Below are 15,131 nucleotides of genomic sequence, written 5' to 3' on the forward strand. Positions count from 1 at the left end.
GTATCCGGTGGCCACATAATGGATGGTATGTCCTGGTCTCGGAGGCATGTCCCTACTGTTCTGTGTGCGCGCGCCAAGGCGGCACCGTGAGCGATCGCGTGATGTTCCTGAAAGTGAAGCGCGCCTACTCGAACCTGCAATTCCGCACTCGGGTAGGGCTTTGCGAGCTGCCACTGGCGCTCCTGGTGGCCGTCATTGCCATCGTCGCTGCCATCGTGGCACCCTCCCTACTGGTAGATCCCCTGTTCCTTGGCGGGCTCCTCCTGCACGCGGGCCTGCTGGCGGCGGCCTTCCTGGCTCCATGGGAGAAGTTCCGCGAGGGTTCCTACGTAGCCATCCCGCTGCTGGACTTCGCGGCCATCTCGCTGACCCGCAATGGCGCAGCTGAGGTGCTTCCGGGCCTGAGCCTCCTGGCCATTTTCCCGGTGATCTGGCTGTCTGCGTCCGGGATGAAGCCGTCACTGAGCCTGCTGTCCAGCTTCGCAGGCCCGTTCCTCATCCTCGGCGTTGCTCCCCTGCTGGGGCTCGCGCCACTGAGCCAGCTCGGCACGGCCGTGCTGCTGAGTGTGGCCATGGCTACGGTGTGGACCTCGCTGCGCTTCGCAAGCATGAACTCCGTCTACAGCCAGCGCAAACTCGAAGCGTCGAAGGCCGAGGTAGACCGCCTCCAGGGCGAAAACACCGAGCGCGAGCTGCTCCTCGAAGCCATCCTCGACACAATCGACGTCGGCCTCGTAGCCCTCGACGCCAACGGCAACCGCACCCACACCAACCGCCAGCAGCGCTCCTATGACCTCCTCGTCCAGGCAGGCAATACCAACGACGACGGCGCCAGCCACCTTTACGCTGCGGACAAATCCACTCCCGTGGCGACCGCCCGGTATCCCGTGCAGCGGGCCGCGGCCGGCGAGACGTTCGCCAACTATCTGGTGTGGCTCGGGCCGAAGGACAACCAGCGCGCCGTCTCTACGGCCGCGACGGCCATGAAAGACGGCGACGGCCGGTTCACCGGATCCGTGATCGTCTCCAACGACGTGACGGACATGGTGGAGGCCCTGAGCGCCAAAGAGGACTTCGTGTCCAACGTGTCCCACGAACTCTGGACGCCGCTCACCTCGATCATCGGGCATCTTGACCTGGTGCTCGACGACGATCACGACCTCCCGCAAAACGTCACCCACCAGCTCTGCGTTGCCCGCCGGAACGCGGAACGGCTGTACGCGCTGGTGTCCAACCTGCTTGCCTCCGCGTCCGGCGCCGCAAGCGTCCATCTGCGGCCAACCGATCTCACCGGCCTCGTTGAGCACAGCATCGAATCGGCGTGGCCGCAGACCGCAGGCACCGGAGTGACCCTCGAGGCGGATGTCCCCGACATCCTGTGGACCACGTCGGATCCGCTGCGGATCCGTCAGGTGCTGGACAACCTCATTTCCAACGCGATCAAATACTCGCCCGACGGCGGCACAGTCACCGTCCGCGCACGGCAGCACAGCGACGCTGCTCTGCTCGAAGTGCAGGACACCGGCATCGGGATGTCGCCGAATGAGACCACACAGATCTTCGGCAAGTTCTTCCGCACTGCGGCGGCCCGGGAGTCGTCCATTCCGGGCGTGGGGCTTGGCCTATCCATCACCAAGGCGATCGTCGACAGCCACGGCGGGACCATCCGGTGCAGCAGTCAGCCAGGTGCCGGAACCACGTTTACGGTGACCCTGCCGCTCCACCGGTCGGAGCAGAACTAGCTTCTTCGGGGCCTACTTTTCGGGGCCTACTCTTCGGAGCCTTCCGTGCCGAGCTGGGTTCCGGTGCTTTGGGGGCTGTGTTTGGGCGTCTGGCGGTTTTGTCAGTGGCAGGTGATGGAATGTTTTCATGGCGGGGAAGCATTCGGGTTGGGTGTCTGAGGAGACGGCGTTGTGGGCGTCGGATTCCGTCACGGGCCCGTTGGCTGGGCAGTTGTCGCATCATCCGGTAACCAAACGGGATCTTGAGGCGTCGCTTGAGTGTGTGGAGGAACTCGCTACGTTGCGGGCCTGGGTCGATGCCCAGGAAGCGAAGCTGCTGACCCGCATAGCCGAGCTCACTGTAGGGTCCCTCATGGAAGACGGATACGGCACCCTTGTTGCGCAGGAGTACGGGGAAAGCCTCGCGGCCGCTGAGATCGGGCCGGTACTGCGAGTCCCGGACGCCTCGGCCGGGAAGCTGATTGAGCAGTCGAAGCTGCTGGTGAACTTCTTCCCCGCCACCGTCGAAGCGCTGCAACTCGGGAAGATCTCCCGCCGGCACGCGTTGACCGTGGCGCAGGAAAGCTGCGGTGTTTCCGAGCAGGAGATCCCGGACTTCGAGGAGCAACTACTGGAGATTGCACGGGGAACAACGGTGGCGAAGCTGGCCAACCGTGCCCGGCGGCTGCGTGAACGGATGCACCCCGAGGCGCTGACCGTACGGCGGGAGAAGAAAGTCCGTGAACGTTCCGTCGCCGTGGATCCCGCTGGCGACGGTATGGCGTGGTTGAGCGCTTACCTGCCCGCCGAGGAAGCGTATGGGATCGAGTACCGGATCGACGTCACTGCCCGTGCCTTGAATGGCCCGGATGAGCCGCGGACGCTTGGTCAGTTGCGGGCAGATGTTTTCTCGGACCTGCTCACGCACACGTGTGCCTCGGACCCGACGACCACCACAGCGAACCGCCAGCCGGCTTTGGGGTCCGGTTCCTCTGCCGGACCAAGTGCCGGGGCCTCCTCCGTGCCTTTTCCCGGGTCTTCTGCAGGGTCCTCCTCTGCTGGGTCCTCTGCTGGATCGTCGTCTGATGGGTATCGCGGTGTGGGTGCGCGGGTGTTCGTCACCGTGCCGGTGATGACCCTGCTCGGCGGGAATGAGCCCGCCGAACTCGACGGATATGGGCCCATCGATCCGGACACGGCCCGGAAGCTTGCCGGCCACGCGCCGTCATTCACACGGCTGCTGACCCACCCGGAAAGCGGAGCGGTCCTCTCGGTTGGCAGGACCAGGTACAAACCACCCAAAGACCTGCAGGACTGGGTACGGGTGCGGGACAAGACCTGCCGGCATCCCGGCTGCAACCGGACAGCGGTACGGTGCGAAATCGACCACACAACACCATGGTCCCAGGGCGGAGAAACTCGCGCAGACAACCTCGGGGCGTTTTGTAAACGCCATCACCTGTTCAAAACCATGGGTTTCTGGAAACACCGGCAACCAGTCGAAGGCACCATTATGTCCACCTCCCTCACCGGAAGGACCTACACCACCCACCCCGAGCCGATCCACGCCCAAGCACAGGCACCACCCTTCTAACTGACGCGGCCGCGGGCGCCGGCCGGAGCGTCACCGCCCTTCTAACGGAACGGCCGCGTGCGCGACCAGGCGAGGCGCCGCAGACCCCTCGGTCTTGCGCTGCCAGCTAGTCAGGCATCGTCCCGAACGTGATCCCGCTTCGCCCGCGTGAGCTCCGCACGCAAGGCCAGCTCGGCGGCGTCGTCCGGGTATCGCACTTCCTCAAGCACCAACGGATGCGCCGGAGCGAGGACAGAACGCGAGTCCTTCTGACGGGAACGCAGCCGCTCCCCCATCCACTCCGGCGGTTCCTCACCACTTCCCACCCGCAGTGCGCCACCGATCAGCGCACGCACCATGTTGTGGCAGAAGGCATCGGCCTGGATGGTTGCGCGAAGAACACCATCCGGCTCCCGCTCAAACTCGAATCGCTGCAGCTCCCGGACAGTCGTGGCACCCACCCGGGGCTTGCAGAATGCCCGGAAGTCCTGCAGCCCCAGCAATGGCCGGGCCCCCTCGTTCAGCAAGTCCTCGTCCAGTTCCTCCGAGTGCCACAGAACAGTGCTGCGGTGCAGAGGATCCTGATCGTCAAGACGATCAGCGATCCGGTAGCTATACCGGCGCCACAACGCCGAGAACCGCGCATCGAAGCCCGCCGGAGCAAGCCGCACAGCGCGCACCACAACGGGTGACGCCGGATTGCTCGCATAGGCGGTACGCGCGGCCGCCCGGGCGGCAGGTAGCGGTTCACGGTGGCCTGCAGGCGACGCTTCAGGGCCAACGCGGGATCGATGTCCCGGCCCCGGCTCAGCGCAAACCACTCCCCCGGCTCGAGATCGATGTGGGTCACCTGACCGCGCGCGTGCACGCCCGCATCAGTCCGGCCGGCAACGGTCAGGCGCACGCGTCTCCGAAAAAGCAACTCCAGACCCGATTCCACTGTGCCCTGAACTGTTGGCAGACCAGGCTGGACAGCCCAACCGGAGAACGGACCGCCGTCGTACGCTAAATCGATCCGAACACGCAAATGCCCGCCATCCACGGACGGGATGACGGGCATTTGTTCGTTCATGTGTTCAGCAGAGCAGAAGAACTACTTCTTCTCGTCTGCTTCCGGCACGGAGCCTTCTTCAACAACAACGGTCTCCTCGGCGTCGCCCTCAGAGGCGCTTACCGTGGTGTCCTCTGCCGCAACCTCGTCAGCCGAAGCTGCCGAGGGTGCCGATTCAGCGGACTCAGCCGACTCTGCGGAATCAGCCGATTCCGGTGAATCTGCGGACTCAGCCGAAGCTACGGGTGCAGCAGCTGCAGCGTCGCGGGCAGCGGCGTTACCGGCAGCCTGCTCAGCCTCGCCGACCACTGCCTGCTTGGCGGAAACTGACTCCAGCACCAGCTCGATGACAGCCATGGGAGCGTTGTCGCCCTTGCGGTTGCCGATCTTGGTGATGCGAGTGTAGCCACCGTTGCGGTTGGCAACAGCCGGGGCGATGTCCGTGAACAGCTCGTGGACGATACCCTTGCTGCTGATGACAGCCAGGACACGACGGCGCGAGGCCAGGTCACCCTTCTTGGCGAAGGTGATCAGGCGCTCGGCGTAGGGACGGAGCCGCTTTGCCTTGGTCACCGTGGTGGTGATGCGCTTGTGCTCGAACAGCGAGGCGGCCAGGTTGGCGAGCATCAGGCGCTCGTGCGCCGGACCGCCACCGAGGCGTGGGCCCTTTGTGGGTGTGGGCATGATGTGTTATCTCCTCATAAATGTGCCCGAGGCCGCATCCTAAAGCGGCACCAGGTTTCTAACGTTTAGAGTGCTTCGTCGCCGTAGGCGTCGTCGTCCTCTTCAATCGCAGCGGCGCGGGCTGCAAGGTCAAACCCTGGAGGGGAATCCTTCAGGGACAGACCTAGGTCAACCAGCTTTGCCTTGACCTCATCAATGGACTTGGCACCGAAATTACGGATGTCCATCAGGTCAGCCTCGGAGCGTGCAACGAGTTCACCCACGGTGTGGATGCCCTCACGCTTGAGGCAGTTGTAGGAACGAACTGTCAGTTCGAGATCCTCGATCGGAAGGGCCATGTCAGCGGCGAGAGCGGCGTCGCTGGGCGAAGGGCCAATCTCGATGCCTTCAGCGGCGGTGTTCAGCTCGCGGGCGAGGCCGAACAGTTCAACCAGGGTGGTACCTGCCGAAGCAACGGCATCGCGCGGAGCGATAGCGTCCTTGGTTTCGACGTCTACGATCAGGCGGTCGAAGTCGGTGCGCTGCTCAACACGGGTGGCTTCCACGCGGAAGGTCACCTTCAGGACCGGCGAGTAGATCGAGTCAACCGGAATGCGGCCGATCTCGGAGTCACCGGACTTGTTCTGCGAAGCAGAGACATAACCGCGGCCACGCTCGATGGTCAGTTCAAGCTCGAACTTGCCCTTCGAGTTCAGGGTTGCGATGTGCAGGTCCGGGTTGTGGAACTCCACACCGGCCGGCGGAGCGATGTCAGCTGCAGTGACGACGCCGGGGCCCTGCTTGCGCAGGTAGGCAACCACGGGCTCGTCATGCTCGGAGGACACCGCCAGGTTCTTGACGTTCAGGATGATCTCAGTGACATCTTCCTTCACACCGGGAACGGTGGTGAACTCGTGCAGCACGCCGTCGAGCCGGATGCTGGTGACAGCTGCTCCGGGAATCGAGGACAGGAGCGTACGGCGAAGCGAGTTGCCGAGGGTGTAGCCGAAACCGGGCTCCAGCGGTTCGATGACGAACCGCGAACGGTTGTCAGCGACTACTTCTTCAGTCAGGGTGGGGCGCTGTGCAATGAGCACTTACATTTCCTTTCAGGGAGCATCCGCTATATGACGCAACACAAATGGTGGAAAGGGAAAGCTAGAGAGCGGAACTCAGTAGCTAAACGACAGTCAGCCCCAAGCCGCCCACACTTCCGGTGAAGCGCGGGCGAGCCTGGAGCCAAGGGAGCTACTTAGACGCGGCGGCGCTTCGGCGGGCGGCAGCCGTTGTGGGCGCTGGGGGTAACGTCCTGGATGGAGCCAACCTCAAGGCCGGCAGCCTGCAGCGAGCGGATCGCGGTCTCGCGTCCGGATCCCGGACCCTTCACGAAAACGTCGACCTTACGGACGCCGTGCTCCTGGGCGCGCTTTGCAGCGGCCTCGGCAGCGGTCTGCGCAGCGTAGGGGGTGGACTTGCGTGAGCCCTTGAATCCGACCTCGCCAGCCGAAGCCCAGGAGATAACAGCTCCGCTGGGATCGGTGATCGAGACGATGGTGTTGTTGAACGTGCTCTTGATATGCGCCTGACCGAAGGCGATATTCTTTTTGTCCTTGCGACGCGGTTTACGCACCGCTCCACGAGTCTTGGGGGGCATTACTTCTCCTACGAAGGTTTTGGGTGGTGGCTATGGGCAACCGCTAGAACTAGCGGCCGGCCTTCTTCTTGCCTGCGACGGTGCGCTTGGGGCCCTTGCGGGTACGCGCGTTGGTCTTGGTGCGCTGTCCACGCACAGGAAGGCCGCGGCGGTGCCGGATGCCTTCGTAGCTGCCAATCTCCACCTTGCGGCGGATGTCTGCAGCTACCTCACGGCGGAGGTCACCCTCGACCTTGTAGTTGCCTTCAATGTAATCGCGGAGCTGTACGAGCTCAGCGTCAGAAAGATCCTTCACTCGGGTTTCCGGGTTGATCCCGGTCTCTGCGAGCGTCTGATCTGCACGGGTCTTGCCCACGCCGTAGATGTAGGTAAGCGCAATGACAACCCGCTTTTCGCGGGGAATGTCTACGCCAGCGAGACGTGCCATAGTGGCGGTTCTCCTTTTGATGACCGGAGGTCTGAAACAGTGCGGCCCGGATGATCTCCGGTCCCCGGCCTCCGTGCCGGGGGTGTGGGCTTACCTGGTGGGGCTTGCCCTGCACTGCCTTTTATTGTGGTGTTACTACGCGTGGGTGACCCTCAAAAGAGAGGATTCAGCCCTGGCGCTGCTTGTGGCGCGGGTTTTCGCAGATTACGAGTACGTTGCCCTTGCGGCGAACCACCTGGCACTTATCGCAAATCCGCTTCACGCTCGGCTGGACCTTCATGGTTATCCTTTGCGTTCGTTCTTATTTGTAGCGGTAGACAATACGACCCCTGGTGAGGTCGTAAGGGCTAAGCTCCACTACCACCCGGTCCTCGGGGAGGATTCGAATGTAGTGCTGACGCATCTTTCCCGAGATGTGGGCTAGAACAATGTGTCCGTTGGCCAGCTCAACGCGGAACATCGCGTTGGGCAGAGCCTCGTTCACAGTGCCTTCAATCTCAATGACACCGTCTTTCTTGGCCATATCCTCCGCTAACTTCTGTGCCGCCATTTGCTTCGGCGGTCGGTCTAGGGGTTTTGATTGCCTGACTCCCCCACCCGGGATCGCGAGATCCCGTTCCACCCGCAACGGAGCGATCCGTTCGGAGGAAGGGCGCAAAAGGGCGCAAAAGTAGCGACAACCAACAAATAACTCTACGCTACGGCGTGCCAGAAGTTAAATCCGGCCGCTCTGCCGTGCGTGGTTCCAGCGAACCTCAGTCGAGCGGAGCGACGGTAACGCCCAGTTCCGCCAGCTTCGCGGCGCCGCCGTCAGCTGCGCTGAGAACCCAGATGCCGCCGTCGTGAACTGCCACAGTGTGTTCCCACTGGCAGGCGCGCTTGCCGTCAACAGTGACCACAGTCCAGTCATCGTCCAGGACCGCCGTTTCTACACGTCCCTGAACCAGCATGGGCTCGATCGCGAGGCACAGCCCCGGCTTGATCTTGGGGCCGCGGTGGCTGCTGCGGTAGTTCAGCACGTCCGGGGACTGGTGCATTTCCGTACCGATGCCGTGGCCCACATAGTCCTGCAGGATACCGAGTGCCGGGCCTTCCGCTGCCGAGACGTAGTCGTCGATGGCTGCGCCGATGTCCCCAACGTGCTTGCCGGTGGCCAGGGCAGCAATCCCCCGCCACATGGCTTCCTCAGTGACCCTGGACAGGTGCACGTCCTCCGGACGGGGCGTACCTACGATCACCGTACGGGCGGAGTCCGAGTGCCAGCCGCGGACGATAGCGCCGCCGTCGATCGAGATGATGTCACCGTCCTGCAGCACGTACCCGCCGGGGATGCCGTGGACAACTTCATGGTTCACCGAGGTGCAGATGCTGTTGGGAAAGCCGTGATAGCCGAGGAAGTTGGAGGTGGCGCCGGCGTCCTTGAGAACGCCGGCAAACACCGCGTCCAGCTCGAGGGTGGACACGCCTACCCGTGCGGCAGCGACCGCCTGGTCCAGGGCGTCGGAGAGCACGAGGCCCGCCGCCCGCATGGTCCGGATCTGATCTGCCGACTTGTACTCGACCCGCTGCTGGCGAAACATCGGGGTTACTGCGTTACTTTCAGAGCCGACATGACGCGCTCGGTGACTTCATCGATTGCGCCGATGCCATCAACGCGGGTCACGATGCCGCGTGCCTCGTACTGGGACACAACAGCCTCGGTCTGCTCGTGGTAGAGGTCGAGGCGATGCCGGATGACAACTTCATTGTCATCGGTACGCCCGTCCAGGCGCGCCCGGCCCAAGAGCCGGCGGACCAGTTCCTCGTCATCCGCCGTGAGCTGCAGTACGACGTCGAGGGCCAGGTCATTCTGCTGGAGGATGTCATCCAGCTCGGTCACCTGGGCGGCGGTGCGGGGATAGCCGTCAAGCAGGAAGCCTTCCTGCACATCATCCTCAGTGAGACGGGCTCGGACCATGCTGTTGGTCACGCTGTCCGGAACGAAGTCTCCGGCGTCCATGTACTTTTTGGCTTCAACGCCGAGCGGTGTCTCGTTGCGGACGTTCTCGCGGAAGATATCTCCCGTGGAAATCGCCACCACTCCCAGCCGCTCGGAGATCCGCGCGGCCTGCGTGCCCTTGCCGGACCCGGGCGGTCCAATGATGAGCATCCGTGTCATCGCAATAACCCTTCGTAGTGGCGCTGCTGCAGCTGCGCGTCAATTTGCTTCACCGTCTCGAGGCCAACGCCGACCATGATGAGGATCGAGACTCCACCGAACGGGAAGTTCTGGTTTGCATTGATGGCCACGAGCGCGATCAACGGGATGAGCGCAACAAGACCGAGATAGATGGCGCCCGGCAGGGTGATGCGGGACAGGACGTACTGGAGGTACTCAGCGGTAGGCCGCCCCGCCCGGATACCCGGGATAAAGCCGCCGTACTTCTTCATGTTCTCCGACACTTCCTCCGGATTGAACGTGATCGCTACGTAGAAATACGTGAAGAACACGATCATCGCGAAGTACAGCGCCATGTAGAAGGGATGATCACCCGAGGTCAGGTACGTGGTGATCCAGTTGACCCACTCCGGCGGCGGTGTCTCGCCGTCCGTAGGGGTGTTGAACTGGGCAATCAGCGACGGCAGATAGAGCATCGATGATGCGAAGATGACGGGGATGACGCCCGCCATATTGACCTTGATCGGAATGTAGGTGCTGCTGCCTCCCAGCGTGCGGCGGCCGATCATGCGCTTGGCATACTGCACCGGAATACGTCGCTGCGACTGCTCAACGAAGATCACGAGCATCACCGTAACAACGCCGATCAACAGCACGCTGAGGAAGACCGTCCATCCCTGCGTGCGCAGGATCTCACCCAGCGAGCTGGGGAAACCGGCAGCAATCGCCGTGAAGATCAACAGCGACATGCCGTTGCCGACACCGCGCTCGGTGATGAGTTCACCCATCCACATGATGAGGCCGGTACCGGCGGTCAGCGTGATGATGAGCAGAATAATGGTGATGAGGCTGTCGTCCGGGATGATCGGCACCGGACAGTTACCCAGCAATGCACCTGATCGTGCCAGCGACACCAGCGTCGTGGCGTTCAACAGCCCGAGGGCGATTGTCAGATAGCGCGTGTACTGGGTCAGCTGTGCCTGGCCCTGTGCGCCTTCCTGATGCAGTTCCTGGAAGCGTGGGATGACCACACGGAGCAGCTGAGTGATGATGCTGGCCGTGATGTAGGGCATGATCCCGAGAGCAAAGATGGACACCTGCAGCAGCGCACCGCCGCTGAAGAGGTTCACGAACTGGTAGAGGCCGCCCTCTGTGTTGCCGAGCTGCAAACACTGCTGCACGTTGCCGTAGTCAACACCGGGCGCCGGGATGAACGCACCCAAACGGAAAATGGTGATGATTCCCAGCGTGAACAACAGCTTGCGCCGCAAGTCTGGCGTCCGGAAAGCCCGGCCAATAGCGCTAAGCAAGCGTCCTCCTGAATAAGTCTTAGTGGCCCTTCACGGGCAATACACACCAACCGAGTCTAACGGGTGGAACCGGGCGCTAGAGAACCCGGGGAATCAATTGAGCCTGTTAACGAAACAAACTCCTGGCGGACCGGGGATCCCGGCCCACCAAGAGTCTAGTTGCTTCATGAGCTAGATCACAGCCGGCTCCCCTGCCGCCGTCGTCCTGATGTCCTAAGGACGAGCCGAACGACGACGGCGGGGATCGATGCTGGGAACTAGAGCGCCGAGACGGATCCGCCTGCGGCGGTGATCTTCTCTGCAGCGCTGGCGGACACGGCATGAACCTTGACGTCCACCTTGACCGCGAGGTCGCCCGTTCCCAGCACCTTGACGAGCTGGTTCTTGCGCACTGCGCCCTTGGCGATCAGGCTGTCCACGGACACCTCGCCGCCCTGGGGGTACAGCTCGTTGAGCTTGTCCAGGTTCACTACCTGGTACTCAACGCGGAACGGGTTCTTGAACCCACGCAGCTTCGGCAGGCGCATGTGCAGCGGCAGCTGCCCACCCGCGAATCCTGCCTTGACCGAGTAGCGCGCCTTGGTGCCCTTGGTGCCACGGCCTGCAGTCTTACCCTTGGAACCTTCACCGCGACCAACGCGGGTCTTTGCGGTTTTGGCTCCGGGGGCGGGACGAAGGTGGTGTACCTTCAGCGCGTGGACGCGGGGCGTGCTCTCAGCAGTTTCCTGAGCAGCAGCAGCCTTGGCAGCAGGCTTGCGGGCCGGCTTCTTCTCGGTGGATTCCTCCACCGTCTTCTTCTCTGCCATTACTTGGCCTCCTCAACCTTCACGAGGTGCGGAACCGTGTTGACCATGCCTACGGTCACTGCGTCAGCGTTGCGGACAACGGTGTGTCCGATCCGCTTCAGACCGAGTGAACGAAGGGTGTCGCGCTGGTTCTGCTTACCGCCAATGACGGACTTGATCTGGGTGATTTCCAGCTTCGCTGAGCTGACAACCACGCGCTTTGGTGTAATAGCAGTCATTACGCACCTGCCTTCTGATCCTGCATAGCGCGCAGCATCGACGTGGAAGCGACCTGGTCGAGCGGCAGACCACGGCGCGCAGCCACTGCCTGCGGCTCTTCGAGCCTCTTCAGCGCGTCAACAGTTGCGTGAACAATGTTGATGGCGTTCGAGGAACCCAGGGACTTGGACAGGACGTCGTGGATACCGACGCATTCCAGAACGGCGCGCACCGGACCACCGGCGATTACACCGGTACCGGGAGATGCGGGACGCAGGAGTACGACGCCGGCCGCTGCCTCACCCTGAACCAGGTGGGGAACGGTGCCGCCGATGCGGGGAACCTTGAAGAAGGACTTCTTGGCTTCCTCTACGCCCTTGGCGATAGCCGAGGGAACTTCCTTGGCCTTGCCGTAGCCGACACCGACCATGCCGTTGCCGTCGCCGACAACAACGAGTGCGGTGAAGCTGAATCGCCGGCCGCCCTTGACGACCTTCGATACGCGGTTGATCGACACGACGCGCTCAACGAACTTGTCTTTGTCGTCGCGACCACCGTCACGGCCGCCACGACCGCCGTCGCGACCGCCACGACCGCCGTCGCGTCCGCCGCGCTCTCCACGGCGACCGCCACCGCCGCGGCGATCGTCAGTAGCTGACGCCGTCTCGGTGGAACCGGCCGCGGGAGCAACAGTCGCAGCCTCCTCAGCCTTTGCAGTATTCAATGAGGCTTCCTTTGCGTTGTTCTGCTCGGTCACAGTGCCAGCCCACCTTCACGTGCGCCGTCTGCGATTGCGGCAACCCGGCCGTGGTACTTGTTACCACCACGGTCGAATACGACTGCCTCAATGCCCGCAGCCTTTGCCCGCTCAGCAACGAGCTCGCCAACGCGCTTGGCCTTGGCGGTCTTGTCGCCGTCGAACGAACGCAGGTCCGCCTCGAGGGTCGAAGCCGATGCGACAGTCATGCCCTTGGTGTCGTCGACAACCTGCACGAAGATGTGACGGGCTGAACGGTTGACTACCAGACGGGGACGAACAGCCGTACCGGTGATGCGCTTGCGGACCCGAAGGTGGCGCCGCCCGCGCTGGGCGGACTTGCTCTTCGACGTGCGCTTCTTGTTGATGCTCAGTGTCATGGTTACTTACCAGCCTTTCCGACCTTGCGGCGAATAATTTCGCCCGCGTAGCGGATGCCCTTGCCCTTATAGGGATCCGGACGGCGCAGCTTGCGGATGTTCGCAGCAACTTCGCCGACCTGCTGCTTGTTGATGCCGGAGACGGACACCTTGGTGGGGCTGTCCACGGTGAGCGTGATGCCCTCCGGGGCCTTCACGGCCACGGGGTGGCTGTAGCCCAGTGCGAACTCCAGGTCTGAACCCTTGGCCTGCACACGGTAACCGGTGCCGACAATCTCAAGGTTCTTCTTGTAGCCCTCGGTCACTCCAACGATCATGTTGGAGATCAGGGTGCGGGTCAGGCCGTGCAGCGAACGCGCTTCGCGCTCGTCATTCGGGCGGGAGACGGTGATGGTGCTTTCCTCAAGCGATACCTGGATGGGGCTGGCTACAGAGTGGCTCAGCTCGCCCTTGGATCCCTTGACGGACACAACACTGCCGTCAACCTTGACCTCAACGCCTGCGGGCACGGTGATGGGGAGACGTCCAATACGTGACATGTTTCTCTTTCCCTTTCCCGCTACCAGACGTAGGCGAGGACTTCCCCACCTACACCCTTCTTGGCTGCCTGGCGGTCTGTGAGCAGACCGGAGGACGTGGACAGGATGGCAATGCCCAGTCCGCCCAGTACGTGCGGCAGATTGGTGGACTTTGCGTAGACGCGCAGGCCCGGCTTGGAGATGCGCCGGATGCCCGCGATGGAGCGCTGACGGTCGGGACCGAACTTGAGGTCGATCGTGAGCTTCTTGCCCACCTCAGCCTCTTCTTCCTTCCAGCCGCCGATGTAACCTTCGGCCTTCAGGATGTCGGCAACGCGTGCCTTCAGCTTGCTGTATGGCATGGACACGGTGTCGTGGTATGCCGAGTTGGCGTTGCGGAGACGCGTAAGCATGTCTGCAACTGGATCTGTCATTGTCATTGGGCTCTAGCCCTTCCTCGGAACGGTTTCCGCTACTCCGGTGAGAATCAGCATCAGCTGGTCAGACCCCGGAACGGACCTGCAACGTAGTTGAATTAGTCTTCGGATTTGAACGGGAAGCCGAGCGCCTTGAGCAGGGCGCGGCCTTCGGCGTCAGTCTTGGCAGTGGTCACAACGGTGATGTCCATGCCGCGGACACGGTCAATCTTGTCCTGGTCGATCTCGTGGAACATTGACTGCTCCGTGAGACCGAAGGTGTAGTTGCCGTTGCCGTCGAACTGGCGCCCGTTGAGGCCGCGGAAGTCGCGGATACGGGGCAGTGCCAGTGAGACCAGGCGGTCGACGAATTCCCACATGCGATCTCCACGCAGAGTTGCGTGTGCACCGATCGGCATTCCTTCGCGGAGCTTGAACTGCGCGATGGACTTCCGTGCCTTGGTGACCTGCGGCTTCTGGCCGGTGATCTGGGTGAGGTCGCGGACCGCACCGTCGATGAGCTTGGAGTCCTTCGCGGCATCTCCAACACCCATGTTCACAACGACCTTGACCAGCCGGGGAACCTGGTTGACGTTGCTGTAGCTGAATTCCTCCAGCAGCGTCGACTTGATTTCCGATGCGTAGCGGGCCTTGAGGCGGGGGGTGATCTTTGTTTCTACGGCTTCAGCAGTCATTACAGATCCTTCCCTGATGCCTTGGCGACGCGGATGCGGACCGTGCGCTCACGGCCGTCCCGCTCCACGGTTTCGGTGCGGTAGCCGACTCGGGTGGGCTTCTTGCTCTCCGGGTCTACCACTGCGACGTTACTGATGTGGATGGAAGCCTCAACGGTCTCGATGCCACCGGTCTGGGTGCCGCGCTGCGTCTGCCCAGCCTTGGTGTGCTTCGTGATGCGGTTGATGCCTTCGACCAGTACACGGTTGCTCTCTGGGAATACCTTGAGGACCTTGCCCTGCTTGCCGCGGTCTCCGCCGCGCTCCTGCTTGGCACCGGTGATGACCTGAACGAGGTCACCCTTCTTGATCTTCAGCTTCGATCGGGTCTGAGCCATGACTACAGCACCTCCGGGGCCAGTGAAATGATCTTCATGAAGCGCTTGTCGCGGAGTTCGCGACCGACCGGACCGAAGATACGGGTACCACGGGGATCGCCGTCAGCCTTGAGGATCACGGCAGCGTTCTCGTCGAACTTGATGTAGGAACCATCCGCACGGCGGCGTTCCTTCTTGGTGCGGACGATGACGGCCTTGACCACATCGCCCTTCTTGACGTTCCCACCAGGGATGGCGTCTTTGACGGTGGCGACGATGACGTCGCCAATTCCTGCGTAGCGACGTCCGGATCCACCGAGAACACGAATGGTAAGGATTTCCTTAGCACCGGTGTTGTCGGCGATCTTGAGTCGCGACTCTTGCTGAATCACTATCTACTCCTTGCGTCGCGCCGGTTCTCAGACCGAAATAATGCATACGGAATGAG

20 protein-coding genes and 1 pseudogene are annotated in these 15,131 nt (G+C 62.5%); 2 read left to right on the forward strand and 19 right to left on the reverse strand.

The window, feature by feature from the left end:
* Nucleotides 1–86 precede the first annotated feature (86 nt).
* A complete protein-coding gene (locus AC1MBU_RS13670) occupies nt 87–1,742 on the forward strand; it encodes a sensor histidine kinase (protein WP_479787557.1) in 1,656 nt (551 codons plus the stop codon).
* A gap of 127 nt (nt 1,743–1,869) precedes the next feature.
* Complete coding sequence (locus AC1MBU_RS13675; protein ID WP_479787559.1) at nt 1,870–3,315, forward strand: HNH endonuclease; 1,446 nt, start codon at nt 1,870–1,872, stop codon at nt 3,313–3,315.
* A 110-nt stretch (nt 3,316–3,425) separates the two neighbouring features.
* On the opposite strand, the pseudogene AC1MBU_RS13680 reads toward AC1MBU_RS13675, so the two are convergent.
* From AC1MBU_RS13680 to rplN, 19 genes and pseudogenes are all read right to left on the reverse strand, one after another.
* Nucleotides 3,426–4,366: pseudogene (locus AC1MBU_RS13680) on the reverse strand (tRNA pseudouridine synthase A).
* A 21-nt stretch (nt 4,367–4,387) separates the two neighbouring features.
* Entirely contained in the window at nt 4,388–5,029 is a 642-nt protein-coding gene (gene rplQ / locus AC1MBU_RS13685) for a 50S ribosomal protein L17 (RefSeq protein ID WP_204531689.1), read from the reverse strand.
* Between the two features lie 65 nt (nt 5,030–5,094).
* Nucleotides 5,095–6,105, reverse strand: a complete 1,011-nt coding sequence (locus AC1MBU_RS13690; RefSeq protein WP_056544066.1) for a DNA-directed RNA polymerase subunit alpha — start codon at nt 6,103–6,105, stop codon at nt 5,095–5,097.
* 155 nt (nt 6,106–6,260) lie between these two features.
* The gene (gene rpsK / locus AC1MBU_RS13695) at nt 6,261–6,662 is read right to left on the reverse strand and encodes a 30S ribosomal protein S11 (protein WP_026545640.1); all 402 of its coding nucleotides are present in this window, start codon (nt 6,660–6,662) and stop codon (nt 6,261–6,263) included.
* A 49-nt stretch (nt 6,663–6,711) separates the two neighbouring features.
* The gene (gene rpsM, locus AC1MBU_RS13700; RefSeq protein WP_056544063.1) at nt 6,712–7,089 is read right to left on the reverse strand and encodes a 30S ribosomal protein S13; all 378 of its coding nucleotides are present in this window, start codon (nt 7,087–7,089) and stop codon (nt 6,712–6,714) included.
* Nucleotides 7,090–7,255: 166 nt separating this feature from the next.
* Nucleotides 7,256–7,369, reverse strand: coding sequence for a 50S ribosomal protein L36 (rpmJ, locus tag AC1MBU_RS13705; RefSeq protein ID WP_024475611.1), 114 nt, complete (start codon nt 7,367–7,369; stop codon nt 7,256–7,258).
* A gap of 21 nt (nt 7,370–7,390) precedes the next feature.
* On the reverse strand, nt 7,391–7,612 hold the full coding sequence (gene infA, locus AC1MBU_RS13710) for a translation initiation factor IF-1 (protein ID WP_019481515.1): 222 nt from the start codon (nt 7,610–7,612) through the stop codon (nt 7,391–7,393).
* A 232-nt stretch (nt 7,613–7,844) separates the two neighbouring features.
* Nucleotides 7,845–8,669 (reverse strand): type I methionyl aminopeptidase, encoded by an 825-nt coding sequence (gene map, locus AC1MBU_RS13715; protein WP_479787565.1) that lies wholly within the window; start codon nt 8,667–8,669, stop codon nt 7,845–7,847.
* 5 nt (nt 8,670–8,674) lie between these two features.
* On the reverse strand, nt 8,675–9,247 hold the full coding sequence (locus AC1MBU_RS13720) for an adenylate kinase (RefSeq protein WP_479787567.1): 573 nt from the start codon (nt 9,245–9,247) through the stop codon (nt 8,675–8,677).
* Nucleotides 9,244–10,557, reverse strand: a complete 1,314-nt coding sequence (gene secY, locus AC1MBU_RS13725; protein WP_277359633.1) for a preprotein translocase subunit SecY — start codon at nt 10,555–10,557, stop codon at nt 9,244–9,246. The genes AC1MBU_RS13720 and secY overlap by 4 nt, the downstream gene beginning before the upstream one ends.
* 257 nt (nt 10,558–10,814) lie before the next feature.
* Nucleotides 10,815–11,363 (reverse strand): 50S ribosomal protein L15, encoded by a 549-nt coding sequence (gene rplO / locus AC1MBU_RS13730; RefSeq protein ID WP_479787570.1) that lies wholly within the window; start codon nt 11,361–11,363, stop codon nt 10,815–10,817.
* On the reverse strand, nt 11,363–11,581 hold the full coding sequence (gene rpmD / locus AC1MBU_RS13735; protein WP_056544055.1) for a 50S ribosomal protein L30: 219 nt from the start codon (nt 11,579–11,581) through the stop codon (nt 11,363–11,365). The genes rplO and rpmD overlap by 1 nt, the downstream gene beginning before the upstream one ends.
* Nucleotides 11,581–12,318, reverse strand: a complete 738-nt coding sequence (gene rpsE / locus AC1MBU_RS13740) for a 30S ribosomal protein S5 (RefSeq protein ID WP_404800762.1) — start codon at nt 12,316–12,318, stop codon at nt 11,581–11,583. The genes rpmD and rpsE overlap by 1 nt, the downstream gene beginning before the upstream one ends.
* Nucleotides 12,315–12,698, reverse strand: coding sequence for a 50S ribosomal protein L18 (gene rplR / locus AC1MBU_RS13745; RefSeq protein ID WP_056544049.1), 384 nt, complete (start codon nt 12,696–12,698; stop codon nt 12,315–12,317). Before rplR ends, rpsE begins: the two co-directional genes overlap by 4 nt.
* Before the next feature lie 2 nt (nt 12,699–12,700).
* The gene (rplF, locus tag AC1MBU_RS13750; protein WP_056544046.1) at nt 12,701–13,237 is read right to left on the reverse strand and encodes a 50S ribosomal protein L6; all 537 of its coding nucleotides are present in this window, start codon (nt 13,235–13,237) and stop codon (nt 12,701–12,703) included.
* Nucleotides 13,238–13,257: 20 nt separating this feature from the next.
* Nucleotides 13,258–13,656 carry a 30S ribosomal protein S8 gene (rpsH, locus tag AC1MBU_RS13755; protein ID WP_056544043.1) on the reverse strand — a complete coding sequence of 133 codons (399 nt, stop codon included), beginning with the start codon at nt 13,654–13,656 and terminating at the stop codon, nt 13,258–13,260.
* Between the two features lie 95 nt (nt 13,657–13,751).
* Nucleotides 13,752–14,327 carry a 50S ribosomal protein L5 gene (gene rplE / locus AC1MBU_RS13760; protein ID WP_056544039.1) on the reverse strand — a complete coding sequence of 192 codons (576 nt, stop codon included), beginning with the start codon at nt 14,325–14,327 and terminating at the stop codon, nt 13,752–13,754.
* Nucleotides 14,327–14,704: a 50S ribosomal protein L24 gene (gene rplX, locus AC1MBU_RS13765; protein WP_056544036.1), complete on the reverse strand. Its 378-nt coding sequence runs from the start codon at nt 14,702–14,704 to the stop codon at nt 14,327–14,329. Before rplX ends, rplE begins: the two co-directional genes overlap by 1 nt.
* 2 nt (nt 14,705–14,706) lie before the next feature.
* Entirely contained in the window at nt 14,707–15,075 is a 369-nt protein-coding gene (gene rplN, locus AC1MBU_RS13770) for a 50S ribosomal protein L14 (RefSeq protein ID WP_056544033.1), read from the reverse strand.
* Between the last annotated feature and the right edge of the window lie 56 nt (nt 15,076–15,131).

Source organism: Arthrobacter sp. PTI12 (genome assembly GCF_056679915.1).

Coding starts and splice junctions, on each gene's coding strand:
- rplQ (WP_204531689.1), bottom strand. CDS start 5,029: ATGCCCACACCCACAAAGGGCCCACGCCTCGGTGGCGGTCCGGCGCAC.
- rpmD (WP_056544055.1), bottom strand. CDS start 11,581: ATGACTGCTATTACACCAAAGCGCGTGGTTGTCAGCTCAGCGAAGCTG.
- rpsK (WP_026545640.1), bottom strand. CDS start 6,662: ATGCCCCCCAAGACTCGTGGAGCGGTGCGTAAACCGCGTCGCAAGGAC.
- rplR (WP_056544049.1), bottom strand. CDS start 12,698: ATGACACTGAGCATCAACAAGAAGCGCACGTCGAAGAGCAAGTCCGCC.
- rplE (WP_056544039.1), bottom strand. CDS start 14,327: ATGACTGCTGAAGCCGTAGAAACAAAGATCACCCCCCGCCTCAAGGCC.
- rplX (WP_056544036.1), bottom strand. CDS start 14,704: ATGGCTCAGACCCGATCGAAGCTGAAGATCAAGAAGGGTGACCTCGTT.
- rplO (WP_479787570.1), bottom strand. CDS start 11,363: ATGGCAGAGAAGAAGACGGTGGAGGAATCCACCGAGAAGAAGCCGGCC.
- map (WP_479787565.1), bottom strand. CDS start 8,669: ATGTTTCGCCAGCAGCGGGTCGAGTACAAGTCGGCAGATCAGATCCGG.
- rpsM (WP_056544063.1), bottom strand. CDS start 7,089: ATGGCACGTCTCGCTGGCGTAGACATTCCCCGCGAAAAGCGGGTTGTC.
- AC1MBU_RS13675 (WP_479787559.1), top strand. CDS start 1,870: ATGGCGGGGAAGCATTCGGGTTGGGTGTCTGAGGAGACGGCGTTGTGG.
- rpsH (WP_056544043.1), bottom strand. CDS start 13,656: ATGACAATGACAGATCCAGTTGCAGACATGCTTACGCGTCTCCGCAAC.
- AC1MBU_RS13720 (WP_479787567.1), bottom strand. CDS start 9,247: ATGACACGGATGCTCATCATTGGACCGCCCGGGTCCGGCAAGGGCACG.
- infA (WP_019481515.1), bottom strand. CDS start 7,612: ATGGCCAAGAAAGACGGTGTCATTGAGATTGAAGGCACTGTGAACGAG.
- rplF (WP_056544046.1), bottom strand. CDS start 13,237: ATGTCACGTATTGGACGTCTCCCCATCACCGTGCCCGCAGGCGTTGAG.
- rpmJ (WP_024475611.1), bottom strand. CDS start 7,369: ATGAAGGTCCAGCCGAGCGTGAAGCGGATTTGCGATAAGTGCCAGGTG.